At 57.3% G+C, this 18,932-nt stretch carries 19 protein-coding genes; 13 read left to right on the top strand and 6 right to left on the bottom strand.

The window, feature by feature from the left end; genetic code table 11:
• The first annotated feature begins 1 nt into the window (after position 1).
• On the top strand, positions 2 to 1,054 hold the full coding sequence (gene hisC, locus KGB25_RS08570; RefSeq protein ID WP_207285272.1) for a histidinol-phosphate transaminase: 1,053 nt from the start codon (positions 2 to 4) through the stop codon (positions 1,052 to 1,054).
• A 124-nt stretch (positions 1,055 to 1,178) separates the two neighbouring features.
• Here the strand turns inward: hisC and algW are convergent, their stop codons facing one another.
• Positions 1,179 to 2,339 (bottom strand): Do family serine endopeptidase AlgW, encoded by a 1,161-nt coding sequence (algW, locus tag KGB25_RS08565; RefSeq protein ID WP_008026944.1) that lies wholly within the window; start codon positions 2,337 to 2,339, stop codon positions 1,179 to 1,181.
• A gap of 102 nt (positions 2,340 to 2,441) precedes the next feature.
• Between algW and KGB25_RS08560 the strand changes: the two genes are divergently transcribed.
• From KGB25_RS08560 to cysN, 3 genes are all read left to right on the top strand, one after another.
• On the top strand, positions 2,442 to 3,200 hold the full coding sequence (locus KGB25_RS08560; RefSeq protein ID WP_008037366.1) for a Nif3-like dinuclear metal center hexameric protein: 759 nt from the start codon (positions 2,442 to 2,444) through the stop codon (positions 3,198 to 3,200).
• Positions 3,201 to 3,439: 239 nt separating this feature from the next.
• On the top strand, positions 3,440 to 4,357 hold the full coding sequence (gene cysD, locus KGB25_RS08555; protein WP_008026947.1) for a sulfate adenylyltransferase subunit CysD: 918 nt from the start codon (positions 3,440 to 3,442) through the stop codon (positions 4,355 to 4,357).
• A 9-nt stretch (positions 4,358 to 4,366) separates the two neighbouring features.
• Positions 4,367 to 6,265, top strand: coding sequence for a sulfate adenylyltransferase subunit CysN (gene cysN, locus KGB25_RS08550; protein WP_223415026.1), 1,899 nt, complete (start codon positions 4,367 to 4,369; stop codon positions 6,263 to 6,265).
• Positions 6,266 to 6,433: 168 nt separating this feature from the next.
• Here the strand turns inward: cysN and KGB25_RS08545 are convergent, their stop codons facing one another.
• The 3 genes from KGB25_RS08545 to KGB25_RS08535 are packed head-to-tail and all read right to left on the bottom strand — an operon-like array spanning position 6,434 to position 9,838.
• Positions 6,434 to 7,339, bottom strand: a complete 906-nt coding sequence (locus tag KGB25_RS08545) for an acyltransferase (RefSeq protein ID WP_008037361.1) — start codon at positions 7,337 to 7,339, stop codon at positions 6,434 to 6,436.
• Positions 7,340 to 9,439: a phosphate acetyltransferase gene (gene pta / locus KGB25_RS08540; protein ID WP_008026952.1), complete on the bottom strand. Its 2,100-nt coding sequence runs from the start codon at positions 9,437 to 9,439 to the stop codon at positions 7,340 to 7,342.
• Between the two features lie 60 nt (positions 9,440 to 9,499).
• Complete coding sequence (locus KGB25_RS08535) at positions 9,500 to 9,838, bottom strand: DUF3565 domain-containing protein (RefSeq protein ID WP_081500182.1); 339 nt, start codon at positions 9,836 to 9,838, stop codon at positions 9,500 to 9,502.
• Here KGB25_RS08535 and KGB25_RS08530 point away from each other — a divergent pair.
• The 3 genes from KGB25_RS08530 (at position 9,807) to KGB25_RS08520 (ending at position 12,221) form a co-directional block, all read left to right on the top strand.
• Entirely contained in the window at positions 9,807 to 10,292 is a 486-nt protein-coding gene (locus KGB25_RS08530) for a peptidylprolyl isomerase (protein ID WP_008026954.1), read from the top strand. The genes KGB25_RS08535 and KGB25_RS08530 overlap by 32 nt on opposite strands.
• Before the next feature lie 122 nt (positions 10,293 to 10,414).
• On the top strand, positions 10,415 to 10,897 hold the full coding sequence (locus KGB25_RS08525) for a glutathione peroxidase (RefSeq protein ID WP_008037360.1): 483 nt from the start codon (positions 10,415 to 10,417) through the stop codon (positions 10,895 to 10,897).
• Positions 10,898 to 11,117: 220 nt separating this feature from the next.
• Positions 11,118 to 12,221 carry an NADH:flavin oxidoreductase gene (locus KGB25_RS08520; protein WP_207285270.1) on the top strand — a complete coding sequence of 368 codons (1,104 nt, stop codon included), beginning with the start codon at positions 11,118 to 11,120 and terminating at the stop codon, positions 12,219 to 12,221.
• A gap of 99 nt (positions 12,222 to 12,320) precedes the next feature.
• On the opposite strand, the gene KGB25_RS08515 is transcribed toward KGB25_RS08520, so the two are convergent.
• Complete coding sequence (locus KGB25_RS08515) at positions 12,321 to 13,520, bottom strand: glycosyltransferase family 4 protein (protein ID WP_223434783.1); 1,200 nt, start codon at positions 13,518 to 13,520, stop codon at positions 12,321 to 12,323.
• Positions 13,521 to 13,808: 288 nt separating this feature from the next.
• Here KGB25_RS08515 and KGB25_RS08510 point away from each other — a divergent pair, with 288 nt between their 5' ends.
• Genes KGB25_RS08510 through KGB25_RS08485 form a run of 6 tightly spaced genes read left to right on the top strand, consistent with a single transcriptional unit; the run spans position 13,809 to position 18,002 of the window.
• Positions 13,809 to 14,504: a WbqC family protein gene (locus KGB25_RS08510; protein WP_032832353.1), complete on the top strand. Its 696-nt coding sequence runs from the start codon at positions 13,809 to 13,811 to the stop codon at positions 14,502 to 14,504.
• Entirely contained in the window at positions 14,501 to 15,430 is a 930-nt protein-coding gene (locus KGB25_RS08505) for a glycosyltransferase family 2 protein (protein ID WP_223434782.1), read from the top strand. The genes KGB25_RS08510 and KGB25_RS08505 overlap by 4 nt, the downstream gene beginning before the upstream one ends.
• Positions 15,411 to 16,043, top strand: a complete 633-nt coding sequence (locus tag KGB25_RS08500) for a class I SAM-dependent methyltransferase (protein ID WP_192417362.1) — start codon at positions 15,411 to 15,413, stop codon at positions 16,041 to 16,043. The genes KGB25_RS08505 and KGB25_RS08500 overlap by 20 nt, the downstream gene beginning before the upstream one ends.
• Positions 16,043 to 16,708, top strand: coding sequence for an acetyltransferase (locus KGB25_RS08495; protein WP_008037353.1), 666 nt, complete (start codon positions 16,043 to 16,045; stop codon positions 16,706 to 16,708). Before KGB25_RS08500 ends, KGB25_RS08495 begins: the two co-directional genes overlap by 1 nt.
• A complete protein-coding gene (locus KGB25_RS08490; protein ID WP_008037351.1) occupies positions 16,705 to 17,628 on the top strand; it encodes a hypothetical protein in 924 nt (307 codons plus the stop codon). Before KGB25_RS08495 ends, KGB25_RS08490 begins: the two co-directional genes overlap by 4 nt.
• Positions 17,628 to 18,002 (top strand): EamA family transporter, encoded by a 375-nt coding sequence (locus KGB25_RS08485; RefSeq protein WP_192227743.1) that lies wholly within the window; start codon positions 17,628 to 17,630, stop codon positions 18,000 to 18,002. The genes KGB25_RS08490 and KGB25_RS08485 overlap by 1 nt, the downstream gene beginning before the upstream one ends.
• A gap of 17 nt (positions 18,003 to 18,019) precedes the next feature.
• Here the strand turns inward: KGB25_RS08485 and cysZ are convergent, their stop codons facing one another.
• Positions 18,020 to 18,775 (bottom strand): sulfate transporter CysZ, encoded by a 756-nt coding sequence (gene cysZ, locus KGB25_RS08480; RefSeq protein ID WP_192230120.1) that lies wholly within the window; start codon positions 18,773 to 18,775, stop codon positions 18,020 to 18,022.
• Between the last annotated feature and the right edge of the window lie 157 nt (positions 18,776 to 18,932).

Raw genomic sequence — 18,932 nt, 5'->3', positions numbered from 1 at the left:
GATGAGTAAATTCTGGAGCCCGTTCGTCAAGAATCTGGTGCCTTACGTGCCGGGCGAGCAGCCGAAACTGGCGAAACTGGTGAAGCTCAACACCAACGAAAACCCGTACGGCCCATCGCCAAAAGCCCTGGCGGCGATGCAGACCGAGCTCAACGACAACCTGCGTTTGTACCCGGACCCGAACAGCGACCTGTTGAAGAACGCTGTCGCCCATTACTACGGCGTGCAAAGCAATCAGGTGTTCCTCGGCAACGGTTCCGATGAAGTCCTGGCGCACATCTTTCACGGTTTGCTGCAACACGATCAGCCGGTGCTGTTCCCGGACATCAGCTACAGCTTCTACCCGGTCTACTGCGGGTTGTATGGCATCACGTTCGACGCGGTGCCGCTGGACGAACAGTTCCAGATCAACCCGGCGGATTACGCCAAGCCAAACGGCGGGATCATCTTCCCGAATCCGAACGCCCCTACCGGTTGCCTGCTGGCGCTGGACGCGGTTGAGCAAATCCTCAAGGCCAGCCCGGATTCGGTGGTCGTTGTGGATGAGGCTTACATCGACTTCGGTGGCGAGACGGCGATCAGCCTGGTGGACCGTTATCCGAATTTGCTGGTGACTCAGACGTTGTCCAAGTCCCGTTCCCTGGCTGGCCTGCGGGTCGGTCTGGCGGTGGGGCATCCGGACCTGATCGAGGCGCTGGAGCGGATCAAGAACAGCTTCAACTCTTACCCGCTGGACCGCCTGGCGAACGTCGGTGCAGCCGCCGCGTTCGAAGACCGCGAGTACTTCGACAAGACCTGCGGGTTGGTCATCGAGAATCGCGAGAAGGTCGTTGCGCAACTGCAAGCCAAGGGCTTTGAAGTGCTGCCTTCAGCGGCGAACTTCATCTTCGCCCGGCATCCGCAGCACGATGCGGCGGGGCTGGCGGCGAAGTTGCGCGAGCAAGGCGTGATCGTCCGGCACTTCAAGCAGGAGCGGATTGCCCAGTTCCTGCGGATTTCGATTGGCACACCTGAACAGAATCAGGCACTGATCGACGGCCTCGGCGACCTCTAAAACATCCACCAATCCTGTGGGAGCGGGCTTGCTCGCGAATACGGTTTTCCATTCAGCAGAGATGTTGGCTGATCAACCGCTTTCGCGAGCAAGCCCGCTCCCACATTGGTTTTGTGGGGAGTGCTTACTGTTCTTCTTTCTCTTTGACCGGCGCCGGTGGCGGGCGCAAGCCGATTTCAGCGGTGAGCTTCAGTTCCTTGCCGTTGCGCATCACCTGAACCGTGACTTTGTCGGTCGGTTTGATCCGTGCGACCTGGTTCATCGAACGGCGACCATCACCGGCCGGTTCGCCGTCGATGGTGAGAATCACGTCGCCCAATTGCAGGCCGGCCTTCTGCGCCGGGCCGTCACGGAAAATCCCTGCGACCACAATGCCCGGACGTCCCGACAGGCCATACGACTCCGCCAGCTCCTGGCTCAACGGCTGCACTTCGATACCGAGCCAGCCGCGAATCACCTGGCCGTGTTCGATGATCGACTTCATCACTTCCATTGCCAGTTTGACCGGGATCGCGAAACCGATGCCTTGCGAACCGCCGGACTTGGAGAAGATCGCCGTGTTGATCCCGGTCAGGTTGCCATTGGCATCCACCAGCGCACCGCCGGAGTTGCCGGGGTTGATCGCGGCGTCGGTCTGGATGAAATCTTCGTAGTTGTTCAGGCCCAGCTGGTTACGGCCGGTGGCGCTGATGATGCCCATGGTCACGGTCTGGCCGACGCCGAACGGGTTGCCGATGGCGAGGGCGACGTCGCCGATGCGGATGTTGTCGGAGCGGCCGACGGTGATCGACGGCAGGTTTTTCAGATCGATCTTCAGGACCGCGAGGTCGGTTTCCGGGTCGCTGCCGATGACGCGGGCCAGGGTTTCACGCCCGTCCTTCAGCGCGACGACAATCTGGTCGGCGCCGCTGGTCACGTGGTTGTTGGTCAGCAGGTAGCCTTCCGGGCTCATGATCACGCCGGAGCCGAGGCTCGATTCCATGCGTTTCTGCTTGGGCGCGTTGTCGCCGAAGAAGCGGCGGAACTGCGGGTCTTCGAACAGCGGATGGTTCGGCTTGTTGATGACTTTGGTGGTGTACAGGTTCACCACCGACGGCGCAGCGGTGGTGACGGCGTCGGCATAGGACACCGGCCCCTGTTGCATGGTGGTGGTTTGCGGGGCTTGCTGCAGGTTGACGTCGAGGCTTGGAAGCCCGACCCACTGCGGGTAACGCTGGATGATCAATAGAGCGATAAGCACGCCGGCCAACAGCGGCCAGCCGGAAAAACGCAGCGCCTTGAGCATTAAGCACGTCCTGAGAGGTTGCAGGCGGTTAGAGACCGCCCATAATGTCGCGCATTATACGAGGCCGCGCGCGCCTCTGAACGGGATATTTAGGAGTCTTTTATGGCCGTCGCCCTGAGCACCCTGGTCGAAGAAGCCGACCGTTATCTGAACAGTGCAAAGATTGCCGATTATTGCCCCAACGGGTTACAGGTCGAAGGCCGGCCGCAGGTGATGCGCATCGTCAGTGGCGTCACGGCCAGTCAGGCGTTGCTGGATGCAGCCGTCGAAGCGCAGGCCGATCTGGTGCTGGTGCATCACGGTTACTTCTGGAAGGGCGAGAACCCGTGCATCACCGGCATGAAGCAGCGTCGGTTGAAAACCCTGCTCAAGCACGACATCAGCCTGCTGTCCTATCACTTGCCGCTGGACCTGCACCCGGAAGTCGGTAACAACGTGCAGCTCGCCCGTCAGTTGGACATCACCGTCGAAGGGCCGCTGGACCCGGATAACCTGAAGATTGTCGGTCTGGTCGGCTCGTTGAACGAACCGGTGACGCCGCGTGATTTCGCTCGCCGCGTGCAGGAAGTCATGGGCCGCGAGCCGCTGCTGATTGAAGGCAGCGAGATGATTCGTCGGGTCGGCTGGTGCACCGGTGGCGGCCAGGGGTATATCGATCAGGCGGTCTTGGCGGGCGTCGATCTGTACCTCAGCGGCGAGGCGTCCGAGCAAACCTTCCACAGCGCCCGGGAAAACGACATCAGCTTCATCGCCGCCGGTCACCACGCCACCGAGCGTTATGGTGTGCAGGCGCTGGGGGATTACCTGGCGCGACGGTTTGCGCTGGAGCACATCTTCATCGATTGCCCGAATCCGATCTAGTTTCATGTAGGAGCGAGGCTTGCCCGCGAAAAACGATAACGCAGTACATCAGGCACACCGCGTTATCGTTCTTCGCGGGCAAGCCTCGCTCCTACAAGGTCCCTGGGCCCAAACGAGGGGGTATATTCATATACCCTTTCGATCTAGCTCGCGTCCTGATTAGAAGAGGTCGCTGTGCTAGGATTCCCCGCTCGAACACGGCCCGCTGGCCGTCCATAAGATCGTTTTCGTGAGTAGCCATGGTCGACAAACTGACGCATCTGAAACAGCTGGAGGCCGAAAGCATCCACATCATCCGCGAGGTCGCCGCCGAGTTCGATAACCCGGTGATGCTGTACTCCGTCGGTAAAGATTCCGCCGTGATGCTGCACCTTGCGCGCAAGGCATTCTTCCCGGGCAAATTGCCGTTCCCGGTGATGCACGTCGACACCCGGTGGAAGTTCAAGGAAATGTACGAATTCCGCGACCGTATGGTCGAAGAACTCGGCCTGGACCTGCTGGTGCACGTGAACCCCGATGGCGTGGCCCAGGGCATCAACCCGCTGACCCACGGTAGCGCCAAGCATACCGACATCATGAAAACCGAGGGCCTGAAACAGGCGCTCGACAAGTACGGTTTCGACGCCGCTTTCGGTGGCGCTCGCCGCGACGAAGAGAAGTCCCGCGCCAAAGAGCGCGTGTATTCCTTCCGCGACACCAAGCACCGCTGGGACCCGAAAAACCAGCGTCCAGAGCTGTGGAACGTCTACAACGGCAACGTCAACAAGGGCGAATCGATCCGCGTTTTCCCATTGTCGAACTGGACCGAACTGGACATCTGGCAGTACATCTACCTCGAAGGCATCCCGATTGTGCCGCTGTATTTCGCCGCCGAGCGCGACGTCATCGAGATGAATGGCACCTGGATCATGATCGACGACGAACGCCTGCTCAATCACCTGAGCGACGAAGACAAGGCGCGCATCGTCAAGAAGAAAGTCCGTTTCCGTACATTGGGTGACTACCCGCTGACCGGTGCGGTCGAGTCCGAGGCCACCAGCCTGACCGACATCATTCAGGAAATGCTCCTGACGCGAACTTCCGAACGCCAGGGCCGGGTCATCGATCACGATGGCGCAGGCTCGATGGAAGAAAAGAAACGTCAGGGTTATTTCTAAGGGGTTGTCATGTCGCACGCATCTGATTTGATCAGCGAGGACATCCTCGCCTACCTGGGCCAGCACGAACGCAAGGAAATGCTGCGCTTTCTGACCTGTGGCAACGTCGACGACGGCAAGAGCACCCTGATCGGGCGCCTGCTGCACGACTCCAAGATGATCTACGAAGATCACCTGGAAGCCATTACCCGCGACTCGAAAAAAGTCGGCACCACCGGCGAAGACATCGACCTGGCATTGCTGGTCGACGGCCTGCAGGCCGAGCGTGAGCAGGGCATCACCATCGATGTCGCCTACCGCTACTTCTCCACCGCCAAGCGCAAATTCATCATCGCCGATACCCCTGGCCATGAGCAGTACACCCGCAACATGGCCACCGGTGCATCCACCTGTGACCTGGCGATCATCCTGGTCGACGCGCGCTACGGCGTGCAGACCCAGACCCGTCGCCACAGCTTCATCGCCTCGTTGCTGGGCATCAAGCACATCGTGGTCGCCATCAACAAGATGGACCTCAACGGCTTCGACGAAAGCGTGTTCGAGTCGATCAAGGCCGATTACCTGAAGTTCGCCGAAGGCATCGCGTTCAAGCCGACCACCATGGCCTTCGTGCCGATGTCGGCGCTGAAGGGCGACAACGTGGTGAACAAGTCCGAGCGCTCGCCGTGGTACACCGGCCAGTCGCTGATGGAAATTCTCGAAACCGTCGAAATCGCCAGCGACCGCAACTACACCGACCTGCGTTTCCCGGTGCAGTACGTCAACCGTCCGAACCTGAACTTCCGTGGTTTCGCCGGCACCCTGGCCAGCGGCATCGTGCACAAGGGCGATGAAGTCGTTGTGCTGCCGTCGGGCAAGAGCAGCCGCGTGAAATCCATCGTCACCTTCGAAGGTGAGCTGGAACATGCCGGTCCGGGTCAAGCGGTGACGCTGACCATGGAAGACGAGATCGATATCTCTCGCGGCGACTTGCTGGTGCACGCCGACAACCTGCCGCAAGTGACTGACGCCTTCGACGCCATGCTGGTGTGGATGGCCGAAGAACCGATGCTGCCGGGCAAGAAATACGACATCAAGCGCGCCACGACGTACGTGCCGGGTTCGATCACCAGCATCGTCAACCGCGTTGACGTGAACACCCTGGAAGAAGGCCCTGCCAGCGCGTTGCAGTTGAACGAGATCGGTCGCGTCAAGATCAGCCTCGACGCCGCCATCGCGCTGGACGGTTACGCGAGCAACCGCACCACCGGTTCGTTCATTGTCATCGACCGTTTGACCAACGGCACCGTTGCCGCCGGCATGATCATCGCTCAGCCGTTGGCGCATGGCAGCAGCACGCACCACGGCAAACTGGCGCACGTTGCCACCGAAGAACGCGCTCAGCGTTTCGGCCAACAGCCGGCCACCGTGTTGTTCAGCGGCTTGTCGGGCGCGGGCAAAAGCACTCTGGCGTATGCGGTTGAACGCAAGTTGTTCGACCTGGGCCGTGCGGTGTTTGTGCTCGATGGCCAGAACCTGCGTCACGACCTGAACAAGGGTCTGCCGCAGGATCGCGCCGGACGCACCGAAAACTGGCGTCGTGCCGCGCACGTTGCGCGTCAGTTCAACGAAGCTGGTCTGCTGACCCTCGCTGCGTTTGTTGCGCCGAGTGCAGAAGGGCGTGAGCAGGCCAAGGACCTGATCGGCAAGGAGCGCCTGCTGACGGTCTACGTCCAGGCCTCGCCGACGGTTTGTGCCGAGCGTGATCCGCAAGGCTTGTACGCGGCGGCCGGGGATAACATTCCGGGTGATTCCTTCCCGTACGACGTGCCGCTGGACGCCGACCTCGTGGTCGACACCCAGTCGCTGTCGCTGGAAGAAAGCGTCAAGCAAGTGCTGGATCTGCTGCGCAAGCATGGCGCGATCTAAGCGTTAGCTGCTAATGAAAAACCCGCCGATGAGTGATCATCGGCGGTTTTTTTTGTGGGTCAACTCGGTCAACTGTGGGAGCTAGCCTGCTAGCGATTGCGGTGAATCAGGCAATAAATCTGCTGAATGTGAACCCGCTATCGCCAGCAGGCTGGCTCCCACAGTAGGTCAGTGTTTGGCGGGATACTCGCGATGCATCTGCGTCAACAACGCATCCTTGTCTAACCAAAGCTGATTGATCCACCCCTGAAACTGCAACCGATACTCCCCATCCTGGTCGTAGTTCTTGCCAATAAACTGCGGCGGAATCTTCAACTCCTGAAAGTGCACCACAACATCTTCAACGTTCCCGCAGAGCAAATCCCAATACCCCGGACGCCCGCCCGGATAGTGAATCGTCACGTTGACGATCGACTCCAGCTGCTCACCCATGGCGTCCAGCACAAACGCAATGCCACCGGCCTTAGGTTTGAGCAAATACTTGAACGGTGATTTCTGCTGCGCATGCTTGCCTTCGGTGAAGCGCGTGCCTTCGACGAAATTGAAAATCCCCACCGGGTTATCACGAAACTTCGCGCAAGTCTTGCGCGTGGTTTCCAGGTCTTTTCCTTTCTTCTCCGGGTGCTTTTCCAGGTAAGCCTTGGAATAGCGCTTCATGAACGGAAAGCCCAGCGTCCACCAGGCCAGGCCAATCACCGGCACCCAGATCAGCTCTTGCTTGAGAAAGAATTTCAGCGGCTGGATACGACGGTTGAGCACGTACTGCAACACCATGATGTCGACCCAGCTCTGGTGGTTGCTGGTGATCAGGTACGAGTGCTGATAGTCCAGCCCTTCAAGGCCGCTGAGGTGCCAGCGGGTGCGGCGGACCAGGTTCATCCAGGCCTTGTTGTTGCTGATCCAGGCTTCATGGGTATGGTTCATCAGCCAGCGCGTGAAACGCTGGGTGAGGGCGAACGGCAACACCTTGAAAATCGCCACGCAGAACAGAAACGAGCAGAGCAGAATCGTATTCAGTGCCAGCAACAACGATGCAATCACGCCGCGTGCGGCGGCAGGCAGGAAATCCAGCATTTAAACATCCAGAGGTCGGTTGGCAGCTTGAATCGCGGTCAACGCGATGGTGTACACGATGTCGTCGACTTGCGCGCCACGCGGCAGGTCGTTCACCGGTTTGCGCAGGCCTTGCAGCATCGGGCCGAGGCTGACGCAGTCGGCGCTGCGCTGCACGGCTTTGTGCGTGGTGTTGCCGGTATTCAGGTCGGGGAACACGAACACCGTGGCGCGGCCGGCGACCTGACTGTTCGGCGCCAGTTGCCGGGCAACGGTTTCGTTGGCGGCGGCGTCGTACTGCAACGGACCGTCGATCAGCAGCGAATGTTGTTGTTCGTGGGCGAGCAACGTCGCCTCGCGGACCTTCTCGACCTCTTCGCCGCTGGCCGATTCACCGCTGGAATAGCTGATCATCGCCACGCGCGGCGTAATGCCGAACGCTGCTGCCGAGTCCGCACTTTGCAGGGCGATCTCGGCCAGTTCCGTGGCGCTCGGGTGCGGGTTCATCACGCAGTCGCCGTAGACCAGCACCTCTTCGGGGAACAGCATGAAGAACACTGACGACACCAGGGTGCAGCCCGGCGCGGTCTTGATCAGCTGCAAGGCCGGGCGGATGGTGTTGGCGGTGGAGTGAATGACACCGGACACCAGGCCGTCGACTTCATCCAGCGCCAGCATCATGGTGCCAATCACCACGGTGTCTTCCAGTTGCTGCTCGGCCATCGGCGCGTTGAGGCTTTTGGTCTTGCGCAACGCAACCATCGGCTCGACGTAACGTTCGCGAATCAGGTCCGGGTCGAGAATCTCCAGGCCTGGCGGCAGTTCGATATCGTGGGCACGCGCCACGGCTTCGACGTCCGCCGGTTTCGCCAGCAACACACAGCGGGCAATGCCGCGCGCTTGGCAGATTGCGGCGGCTTGCACGGTCAGTGGCTCACTACCCTCGGGCAGCACGATGCGCTTGTTGGCGGCCTGGGCGCGCTGGATCAATTGATAACGGAACACCGCAGGCGACAGGCGCATCTCCCGTGGCGTGCCGCAACGCTGGTGCAGCCAGTTGGCGTCGAGGTGGCTGGCGACGAAGTCGGTGATGATCTCCGCTCGCTCGCGGTCGTCGATCGGGATTTCCTTGTTCAAACCGTTCAGCTGGTTCGCGGTGTCGTAGGAGCCGGTGCTCACCGACAACACCGGCAAACCGGCCTGCAAGGCGCCACGGCACAGGTCCATGATGCGCGGGTCGGGCAGGGTGTCGCTGGTCAGCAGCAGGCCGGCCAGCGGCACACCGTTCATGGCTGCGAGGCTGACGGCGAGGATGATGTCGTCGCGATCGCCGGGTGTCACCACCAGCACGCCGGGCTTGAGCAGCTCCACGGTGTTGCGCATGGTGCGCGCACAAATGATGATTTTGGTCATGCGCCGGGTTTCGTAGTCGCCGGCATTGAGGATTTGCGCGCCCATCAGATCGGCCACGTCGCGGGTGCGCGGCGCGTTCAGTTCCGGCTGGTACGGGATGCAACCGAGCAAGCGGAAATCACCGCTGCGCAGCAACGGCGAATGCTCCTTGAGGCGCGAGGCGAAGGCCTCCATGCTCTCGTCGGTCTTGACCTTGTTGAGGATCACGCCGAGGACTTTCGGGTCTTTCGGCCCGCCGAACAATTGCGCCTGCAACTCCACGCGACCGGAGAGCTCGGTCAGCACTTCGTTTTCCGGTGCCGAAACCAGAATCACGTCGGCATCCAGACTCTTGGCCAAATGCAGATTGACCCGCGCGGCGTAACTGGCGCTGCGGGTCGGGACCATGCCTTCGACGATCAGCACGTCCTTGCCGATGGCCGCTTGCTGATAGAGCGTGATGATTTCTTCGAGCAGCTCATCGAGCTGGCCGTCGCCGAGCATGCGCTCGACGTGCGCCAGGCCCAGCGGTTGCGGCGGTTTCAAACCGTGGGTTCGCGCCACCAGTTCGGTGGAGCGCTCCGGCCCGGTATCACCCGGATGCGGCTGGGCAATCGGTTTGAAAAAGCCGACCTTGAGGCCGGCCCGCTCGAGGGTGCGCACCAGCCCGAGGCTGATGGAGGTCAGACCCACACCAAAATCGGTGGGTGCGATAAAAAAAGTTTGCATGCGGATTCTCTAAGGGAGCATGACAAAGGTGATCATCTATAGCTGACGATCTACCGAAATTCAGTCGCCAAGGTTATCGCTAACCGAGCCTTGTGCGCACCAACCGCATTCAAAGGGCTGGCCTATTTTTTCAATACGTTGCGCCGGGTCCATGACCCAGGCGCGCGATTGCCACGGCGGCTGGTGGCGCAGGTGCTGCGTGTGGCCACAGGACAGCTCGGCCACCCAATGCCCGTCCTCGTCCTGATGAAAACCTGTGACCGTCGAGCCTGGCGCCGCATTCCGTCTGTCCGGGTTGTGTTCGCTTTCGGACGATTGCTTCGCTAAACTTGGCCTTTCTAAATTCTTATGCAAAAGGTCTCGCCCCATGCTGATCGCCGCCAATAAGGCTGTCTCCATCGACTATACCCTGACCAACGACGCTGGTGAGGTCATCGACAGCTCCGCCGGCGGCGCGCCGCTGGTCTACCTGCAAGGCGCAGGCAACATCATTCCGGGCCTGGAAAAGGCTCTGGAAGGCAAAGCAGTCGGCGACGAGCTGACCGTGGCCGTTGAACCTGAAGACGCTTACGGCGAATACGCTGCCGAACTGGTCAGCACGCTGAGCCGCAGCATGTTCGAAGGCGTCGACGAGCTGGAAGTGGGCATGCAGTTCCACGCTTCCGCACCGGACGGCCAAATGCAGATCGTAACCATTCGCGATCTGGACGGCGACGATGTCACCGTCGACGGCAACCACCCGTTGGCCGGTCAGCGCCTGAACTTCCAGGTCAAGATCATCGCCATCCGTGACGCCAGCCAGGAAGAAATCGCTCATGGTCACGTCCATGGCGAAGGTGGCCATCACCACTGATTTTCTGCGCTAAGCTCAGAGAACTGGAGAGGCGCCCGAGGGCGCCTTTTTAGTCCGCGGCTGTCCTTGGTGGCCTCACCAAGAGGCTGTTTCGAGAAGAACACGGGAATCTGGAGTACGTCATGAGTGCTTTTCACGACCTTAATTTGACAGGCCTGGATGGTCAGGAGCTACCTCTGGCGCCCTTCAAGGGGCATGTCGTGCTGGTGGTCAACGTCGCCTCCAAATGTGGCTTGACCCCACAATACGCGGCGCTGGAAAACCTTTACCAGCAATACAAAGGTAAAGGCTTCAGCGTGCTGGGCTTGCCGTGCAACCAGTTTGCCGGGCAGGAACCGGGTACCGAGAAAGAGATCCAGGAGTTCTGCAGCCTCAACTATGGCGTGACCTTTCCGTTGTCCAGCAAGCTGGAAGTCAACGGTCATGAGCGTCATCAGTTGTACCGCCTGCTGGCGGGCGAGGGGGCTGAATTCCCGGGTGATATCACCTGGAATTTCGAAAAATTCCTGCTCGGCAAGGACGGTCGCGTACTGGCACGGTTCTCACCGCGTACGGCGCCGGATGATCCCACTGTCATTCAGGCAATCGAAAAAGCCCTGAGCTGATTCCCCCTGTAGGAGCGAGGCTTGCCCGCGAAGGCGTCAGGTCAGTCAGTAATGATGTCGACTGACCGACCGACTTCGCGGGCAAGTCGGAGCGCCGCCCGCTCGCTCCTACGATGCTTTCCACCTTTTATTCCTTAATCACCAAAATCAATAGTGCTATTCAAGGCGTTCCCAACTCCATATTATCGCCGTCATAAAGTCTATTCCCGTGGAGCGTCCCATGCCTGTCAAAGCCCTGTTCAAACCGTTCCACCTCGGCACCCTCGAACTGCCGACCCGTGTCGTCATGGCGCCGATGACCCGCTCGTTTTCGCCGGGTGGCGTACCCAACTCCAAAGTGATCGAGTACTACCGTCGTCGCGCCGCCGCCGGCGTGGGTTTGATCATCACTGAAGGCACCACCGTCGGCCACAAGGCCTCCAACGGCTACCCGAACGTGCCGCATTTCTACGGTGAAGCCGCGCTGGCCGGCTGGAAGAAAGTCGTCGACGCAGTGCATGCCGAAGGCGGCAAGATCGTTCCGCAGCTTTGGCATGTCGGCAGCGTGCGTCGCATCGGCACCGAGCCTGACGCCAGCGTGCCGGGTTACGGCCCATCGGAAAAGCTGAAGGACGGTCAGGTCGTGGTTCACGGCATGACTAAACAGGATATCCAGGACGTGATCGCCGCGTTCGCTCAAGCTGCCAAAGACGCGCAAAGCATCGGCATGGACGGCGTGGAAATCCACGGCGCCCATGGCTATCTGGTGGACCAGTTCTTCTGGGAAGGCACCAATCAGCGCACCGATGAATACGGTGGCGACCTGGCGAACCGTTCGCGTTTCGCCATCGAACTGATTCAGGCGGTGCGTGCGGCAGTCGGTGAAGGCTTCCCGATCATCTTCCGTTTCTCTCAGTGGAAGCAGCAGGATTACACCGCGCGTCTGGTGCAAACTCCGGAAGCGCTGGGCGAGTTCCTCAAGCCGTTGTCCGACGCCGGCGTGGACATTTTCCACTGCTCGACGCGCCGTTTCTGGGAGCCGGAGTTCGACGGTTCCGAGCTGAACCTGGCAGGCTGGACGCGCAAACTGACCGGCAAGCCGACCATCACCGTGGGCAGCGTTGGTCTGGATGGCGAGTTCCTGCAATTCATGGTCAACACCGACAAGATCGCGCAGCCGGCCAGTCTGGAAAAACTGCTGGAGCGTTTGAACAACGACGAGTTCGATCTGGTGGCAGTGGGGCGTGCGCTGCTGGTGGACCCGGACTGGGCGCAGAAAGTGCGTGACGGTCGTGAGGGAGACATCCTGCCGTTCAGCCGTGAGGCGTTGATGACGCTGGTTTAAGTAGCGACTGGAAAGGCCTCTTCGCGGGCAAGCCTCGCTCCTACAGGGTATGTGCCGGAACGCAAGTCCCTGTAGGAGCGAGGCTTGCCCGCGAAGCTTTTAAGGCAACAAAGCCACATCAGGCAAAACCTGTTCCTGCGAGCAAGCCCCCCGTAACTGCCCCTCGAACTGCTCGATAATCGCTGCCCAACCCTGCCGACTCGCATGCTGGCGCGCATTCAACCTTACGCATCGCAAGGTTTCGCGCTTCTCCAGCAGCCACACCGCGGCATCGCTGAACGCCTCCTCATCCCCCGGCATCGCCAGCACGCCGTTGTAGCCATGGCGAATATGCTGCGCCGCCGCAGCCTGATCGTAGGCCACCACGCCCAACCCTGACGCGAGTGCCTCAAGCACCACATTGCCGAAGGTTTCGGTCATGCTCGGAAACAAAAACACATCCCCTGACGCATAGTGGCTGGCCAGGACCTCGCCGCGCTGAGTGCCGCAGAAAATCGCTTCGGGCAGTTCCTGTTCCAGAGCCACCCGTTGCGGACCGTCACCGACGATGATCAGCTTTAGGTTTCGCTGTGGATAAGTCGCTTTCAACGTGTCGAAACAGCGCTTGAGCAAACCAAGGTTCTTCTCCGGTGCCAGGCGTCCTACGTGGATGACGGCGATGTCCTTCTCGCCAAGGCCCCATTGCTCACGCAACGATTGCAGCCGTTTGGTCGGGTGGAACAACTGACTGTCGACCCCGCGGGACAGCAATGCCAGCCGCTCGAAATGCCGGCGCTCCAACTCCAGTCGCTGGCTGACACTCGGCACCAGCGTCAGGGTCGAGCGATTGTGAAACCAGCGCAGGTAGTGGGTCAGCAGGCGCGTGAGCAATCCGAGCCCGTACTGATTGGAGTACTGCTGGAAGTTGGTGTGAAAACCGCTGACCACCGAAATCCCCAGGCGCCGTGCCGCGCGCAACGCGGACAAGCCCAGCGGTCCTTCCGTGGCGATGTACAGCACGTCCGGGCGCTGGCGCTTCCAGCGTCGCAGCAGCTTGTGCATCGACGACTGACCCCATTGCAAACCCGGATACCCCGGCAGCGGCCAGCCCCGGCACAGCAGCAATTCATCGTCGCTGCCCAGCTGCTGATCGCAACCCTGGCGTGGCCGCACCAGTTCAACCTGATGCCCGCGCGCGCGCAAACCGTCGCACAAGCGGCCAAGGGTATTGGCCACGCCGTTGATTTCGGGAGGGAAGGTTTCGGTGATCAGGGTGATATGCAGAGCTGTCGTCATGACCTCAGTGTCGGCTGAGGCCATGTCGTCGTTGTGGCGTTTTGATGATGGATTTGTGACCGCGCGAGCATTGAATGTCATTTGGCCGGGCGACTGAGGATGGGCGTGGGCTAGCGTCGCGTCCACAAAACGTTAACTCGTTCGAGCGTTTGCTGAGGCAAAAAACCATGAAAAGGGTGACGCTTCCCCCCATTGCAGATTAATATGACAGCCTTAAAAATTGTGTAGTGATATTGCTGTGCGTCTAAGTGCTCGTTCTACTTCACAATTACATTTCTCAATGAAGATTCACCGTCGCCAGGGAACAGTGCGTTGAAAAAAGTCGCGATACTTCAATCCAACTACATCCCTTGGAAAGGGTATTTTGACATGATCGCATCAGTGGATGAGTTCATTCTCTATGATGACATGCAATATACTCGGCGTGATTGGCGAAATCGTAATCAGATTAAAACCCCGCAAGGTGTGCAATGGTTGACCGTGCCAGTTTTAGTGAAAGGAAAATATCATCAGAAGATCAGAGAAACTGAGATAGATGGTGTTGACTGGGCCGCTTCACATTGGAAGTCTCTGGTTCAAAATTACAGTCGCGCTCCGCACTTCAATGAAATTGCAAAATGGCTTGAGCCGCTTTATCTGAATGAAAGTTATACTCATATTTCAGAGCTTAATCAGCGATTTATTCAGGCTATTTGCGATTACCTGGAAATCAAGACAGTTATTAGTCGTTCATCGGATTATGAGTTGGTCGACGGTAAGACGGAACGCCTTGCCAATCTTTGTGCACAGGCTGGGGGGAGCGAGTACGTCTCCGGGCCATCTGCCAAGGACTACGTTGATGAAGCTGTATTTGAAGCGATGAATATAAAGTTAACCTGGTTCGATTACTCAGGTTATCCGGAGTATTCGCAGTTATGGGGCGAGTTTACCCATGGCGTCACGGTCCTTGACCTGCTTTTTAATTGTGGAAAAGACGCTCATCGCCAAATGAGGCATGTTGCTCCATGAAGCTCTCAATCGTAGCCACTCTTTATCAGTCAGCCTCTTACATAGAGGAGTTTCATTCGCGCGTGAGTGCTGTCGCGATGACGCTTGCAGGGGATGATTATGAGATCCTGCTGGTGAATGATGGATCTCCCGATAACAGTCTTGATATCGCTATCTCGCTCACTGAACGAGACCATCATGTCGTACTTATCGATCTCTCCCGTAATTTCGGCCATCATAAGGCCATGATGACGGGGCTCTCCCACGCAAAAGGCGAAAAAATATTCCTGATTGACAGCGATCTGGAAGAAGAGCCGGAGTGCTTGCTCAGCTTTGACCAGCAAATCAATCAGACCGCCTGTGATGTTGTTTACGGAGTGCAGGAGCAGCGCAAAGGCGGCTGGTTTGAGCGATGGAGCGGCCGGTGGTTCTATCGTTTCTTTCAAGCCCTGACTGGACTCGCCCTGCCAGAGAATATTGTCACTGCAAGATTAATGACTCGTCGCTACGTGGACGCTTTACTGCGCCATAAGGAACGAGAGGTATTTATTGCCGGTCTTTGGCATATTACCGGGTTTGAACAGCAGCCGCAGACGGTCAAAAAGAGCAATACCAGTCAGACGACTTATACACTCAGAAGAAAAATGTCTATATTGGTGAATTCGGTAACATCGTTCAGCAATGCGCCATTGATTGGTATTTTTTATATAGGTGTGTCTATTTCGTTTTTTGCACTACTTTATATTGTTTATTTGACGGCGCACTGGATGTTTCTCGCAAAGCCAATGAGCGGCTGGACGTCGGTCATGGCCTCTATCTGGCTACTTGGCGGCATGATAATTTCGTTTATCGGTGTCGTGGGGATCTATCTTTCCAAGATATTTTCCGAGTCAAAACAGCGCCCCTACACTATCGTGAGGCAGATTTATGCACAGCGACAAAACTGAGCTCCTTGATGAAGTAGCGAGCTATTACTCGAGCAAGCTTGCACTGCATGGCGAGACACCGAATGGGGTGGACTGGAATGGTGAACAGGGCCAGGCGCTGCGTTTCGAGCAACTCTGCAAAGTAATCGATGGCCCGCAGGACTGTACTGTCAATGATCTGGGATGTGGCTACGGTGCGCTGGTTGACTACTTAAATAACAAGCCTCAGAAATTTTCATATCTTGGTATAGATGTTTCAAAAGAGATGATTCAGGCCGCCGAACAGCGTTACGCAAAACTGTCCGGTATTCGATTCATTGCCGGGTCCGAGCCCGACTCTGTCGCTGACTATGGCGTTGCCAGTGGTATTTTTAATGTTCGCCTGGGTCGTTCAGACGACGAGTGGCTGAGCTATCTTGAAAAAACACTGGATGTTCTGGATCGAACAAGTCGTCTGGGGTTCTCTTTTAATTGCCTCACCTCCTACTCTGACGAAGATAAGAAGCGAGATGATCTGTACTACGCCGATCCTTGCCTGTTATTTGATATATGCAAGCGGCGTTACTCTCGTCATGTAGCCCTTCTGCACGATTATGGGTTGTACGAATTCACTATTCTTGTAAGGAAAATGTGATGAAAAAAAAATTAGTGATTTTCGGCTCTGGCGATATTGCGCAGCTGGCCCACTTTTATTTTAGTACAGACTCCGCTTATGAGATTGTTGCTTTCACTGTGGACGGTAGTTATATCGAGGCGCCTACTTTCTGTGGTCTACCAGTCGTTGCATTCGAAGACGTAGCCGAGCACTACCCAACGCACAGTCACGAGCTGTTTATTGCCCTGAGCTACTCGAAGCTCAATGCAGTGCGCAAAGAAAAATATCTTGCAGCCAAGGCGCTCGGCTACACGCTTGCCAGTTACATAAGCAGTCATGCCACGGTGCTCAATGAAGGCCGGATTGGCGACAATTGTTTTATTCTTGAAGACAATACCATTCAGCCATTCGTTAATATTGGCAATAATATTACTTTGTGGAGCGGTAACCATATTGGTCACCACTCTACGATTCAGGATCATACGTTTATCGCATCCCATGTAGTGATTTCTGGTGGTGTGCATATCGGCGAGCAGTGTTTTATCGGGGTCAATGCGACTCTTCGTGATCATATAACGGTCGAGGACAAGTGCGTCGTTGGTGCAGGTGCACTGCTGTTAGCAAACGCTGAACAGGAGGGTGTCTTTATCGGCACGGCGACTGAGCGCTCTAAAGTTCCCAGCAGCAAGCTGAGAAAACTATGAAGTCGACATGGAAAAAGCTCGGGCAATTATTTTTTGTCGAGGGTGATGCGCGTCATCCCAAGTTATTATCTCATGCCGCCAACCCGTTACCGGTACATCTGCACGATGATGTCTTTCGGGTATTTTTCAGTGGTCGGGATTCTGATAACCGCTCCTCCGTTGGGGCTGTGGATATCGATATTGAAAAACGAAAAGTCATCAAAGAACACCCTTCACCTTTCATGGAACACGGACCGAAAGGCAGTTTTTACGCTGATGGTATAAGCATTGGTAACTGCTACACGGTGGATGGCGTGCAATACATGCTTTTCATGGGTTGGCAGGCGCCAATTGATCAGCATTGGAGGGGGGATGTCGGCAGGTTAGTTGTCAATGCGGATACTACGCTGACGCTTGATAGCAAAAATCCGTTCATGAGCGCTGATAAAGACGATCCTATAAGCCTTTCTTACCCGTGGGTGCGTGAAGACGGAAACGGCGGGTATGACATGTGGTATGGATCGACCCGTACTTGGGATTCGGGTAACGGAGAAATGATTCATGTGATCAACTCGGCGCATTCCCTTGATGGCGAGAACTGGAAGCGTAACGGCTTGGCAATCCCCTTCGAACTTGGAGTCGCTCAAGCGTTTTCGCGCCCAACCGTCGCAAAAAACCATCTGGGTGGATTGGAGATGTGGTTCTCCTATCGCAGCGGAGCCGGGGAAACCTATCGTATCGGCTACGCAACCACTGACGAAGGCAAGCAATGGCGATTGGCGCTGGAGGAAGCCGCTATCGATGTTTCATCGGAAGGCTGGGATAGCGAGATGATCGAATACCCGTTTGTGTTTGATCATAAGGGAAGTCGGTACATGCTTTATAACGGTAATGGCTATGGTAAAACCGGCTTCGGCCTGGCTGTGCTGGAGAGAGGCTGATGGCTCGTATATTCGATTATGTGTATATATTTGCAACCATCCTGCTGACCGTCTATGGGCAACTTATTCTTAAATGGCGAATCTCTCACTACGGTGCATTCCCCTCTGACACAACTCAAAAAATTAAATTTCTTTTTTTGCTGTTTTTGGATCCGGCGATTGTTTCAGGGTTCGCAGCGGGATTTTTAGCATCGTTAGCCTGGATGGCGGCGATGACCAAGTTTGATCTTAGTCACGCCTATCCATTTATGAGCTTGAACTTCGTTGTCGTTTTGCTTTTAAGTGGTTGGATTCTAAGTGAGCCAATGACACTCCAGAAATCAATGGGCGTTGGCCTGATTATTCTGGGCACAGTTATTGCCGCGCGTGGATAACAACGAAAAGCAAGTACCTAACGAAGTTTGGCGGTGAGGTTTTCTACTCCACGCTCTCGCACCCAGAATAATGTCGCGCCGGCCACTGCCGCCGGCATCATCAGGATATTGACCACCGGAATCAGCAGCACCAGGTAAACACTCCCGCCGAAGCTCATGCTCTGCCAGCGCTTCTCACGCAGCCAGGCGAGCATCTCGTTCCAGCCCAGCTTGTGGTTGTCCGCCGGGTAGTCGATGTACTGGATCGCCATCATCCATACGCCGAACAGTAGCCACAGCGGTGCGGCGATGATGTTCACCACCGGGATGAACGAGAGGATGAACAGCCCGATCGCCCGCGGCAGGAAGTAGCCGAGTTTGCGCATTTCCCGGGCGAGGGTGCGCGGGATCATGGCGATCAGTTCACCCCAGCTGAAAGCCGGGAAGTCGTCGGTGCCGCGCACCACCACTTCGACTTTCTCCGCGAGAAAACCGTTGAACGGCGCAGCGATGACGTTGGCGAGCATGGTGAAGGTGAAGAACACCATCAACACCACCAGCACCACGAAAATCGGCCAGAGGATGTAGCTGAGAAAACTAAGCCAGTCGGGCAGGGACGGCATCAGCGTATCGACCCACAGACTGAATTGATGGCCGGCCAGATAGATCAATCCGACGAACAGCACCAGATTGATTGCCAGCGGCAGCAACACGAATAAACGCAGGCTGGGGCTGAGGACCAGCTTGAGGCCTTCGCGCAGGTATTGCGGGCCGGACAGAACAGGGGCGGGCATATCGAGCTCCGAGCAGAAGGGAAACGCGCCGACCTTACCGGCTTTGCCTTACGGGCGAAAGCGCGGTCGCAGCATCGACATCAACAGTAACAAAGGCGTCTATATATTGGCCGTGACGGGATAGAGACCGCCTATGAGCTGGATTGTTAAACCGTAT

The organism is Pseudomonas sp. BF-RE-21, from assembly GCF_019947305.1.
Lineage (GTDB): Bacteria > Pseudomonadota > Gammaproteobacteria > Pseudomonadales > Pseudomonadaceae > Aquipseudomonas > Aquipseudomonas migulae.
The sequence above is the reverse complement of the archived record's forward strand: the minus strand, read 5'-3'. Positions and strand labels throughout refer to the sequence as shown.

Bases quoted from the DNA above. Each gene is read 5' to 3' on its own strand.
- KGB25_RS08520 (WP_207285270.1), top strand. From the start codon at position 11,118: ATGCCTGTCAAAGCCCTGTTCAAACCGTTCCACCTCGGCACCCTCGAA.
- KGB25_RS08525 (WP_008037360.1), top strand. From the start codon at position 10,415: ATGAGTGCTTTTCACGACCTTAATTTGACAGGCCTGGATGGTCAGGAG.
- KGB25_RS08500 (WP_192417362.1), top strand. From the start codon at position 15,411: ATGCACAGCGACAAAACTGAGCTCCTTGATGAAGTAGCGAGCTATTAC.
- KGB25_RS08530 (WP_008026954.1), top strand. From the start codon at position 9,807: ATGCTGATCGCCGCCAATAAGGCTGTCTCCATCGACTATACCCTGACC.
- KGB25_RS08560 (WP_008037366.1), top strand. From the start codon at position 2,442: ATGGCCGTCGCCCTGAGCACCCTGGTCGAAGAAGCCGACCGTTATCTG.
- KGB25_RS08515 (WP_223434783.1), bottom strand. From the start codon at position 13,520: ATGGCCTCAGCCGACACTGAGGTCATGACGACAGCTCTGCATATCACC.
- KGB25_RS08505 (WP_223434782.1), top strand. From the start codon at position 14,501: ATGAAGCTCTCAATCGTAGCCACTCTTTATCAGTCAGCCTCTTACATA.
- KGB25_RS08535 (WP_081500182.1), bottom strand. From the start codon at position 9,838: ATGGAGACAGCCTTATTGGCGGCGATCAGCATGGGGCGAGACCTTTTG.
- cysN (WP_223415026.1), top strand. From the start codon at position 4,367: ATGTCGCACGCATCTGATTTGATCAGCGAGGACATCCTCGCCTACCTG.
- KGB25_RS08485 (WP_192227743.1), top strand. From the start codon at position 17,628: ATGGCTCGTATATTCGATTATGTGTATATATTTGCAACCATCCTGCTG.
- hisC (WP_207285272.1), top strand. From the start codon at position 2: ATGAGTAAATTCTGGAGCCCGTTCGTCAAGAATCTGGTGCCTTACGTG.
- cysZ (WP_192230120.1), bottom strand. From the start codon at position 18,775: ATGCCCGCCCCTGTTCTGTCCGGCCCGCAATACCTGCGCGAAGGCCTC.
- KGB25_RS08490 (WP_008037351.1), top strand. From the start codon at position 16,705: ATGAAGTCGACATGGAAAAAGCTCGGGCAATTATTTTTTGTCGAGGGT.
- pta (WP_008026952.1), bottom strand. From the start codon at position 9,439: ATGCAAACTTTTTTTATCGCACCCACCGATTTTGGTGTGGGTCTGACC.
- algW (WP_008026944.1), bottom strand. From the start codon at position 2,339: ATGCTCAAGGCGCTGCGTTTTTCCGGCTGGCCGCTGTTGGCCGGCGTG.
- cysD (WP_008026947.1), top strand. From the start codon at position 3,440: ATGGTCGACAAACTGACGCATCTGAAACAGCTGGAGGCCGAAAGCATC.
- KGB25_RS08495 (WP_008037353.1), top strand. From the start codon at position 16,043: ATGAAAAAAAAATTAGTGATTTTCGGCTCTGGCGATATTGCGCAGCTG.
- KGB25_RS08545 (WP_008037361.1), bottom strand. From the start codon at position 7,339: ATGCTGGATTTCCTGCCTGCCGCCGCACGCGGCGTGATTGCATCGTTG.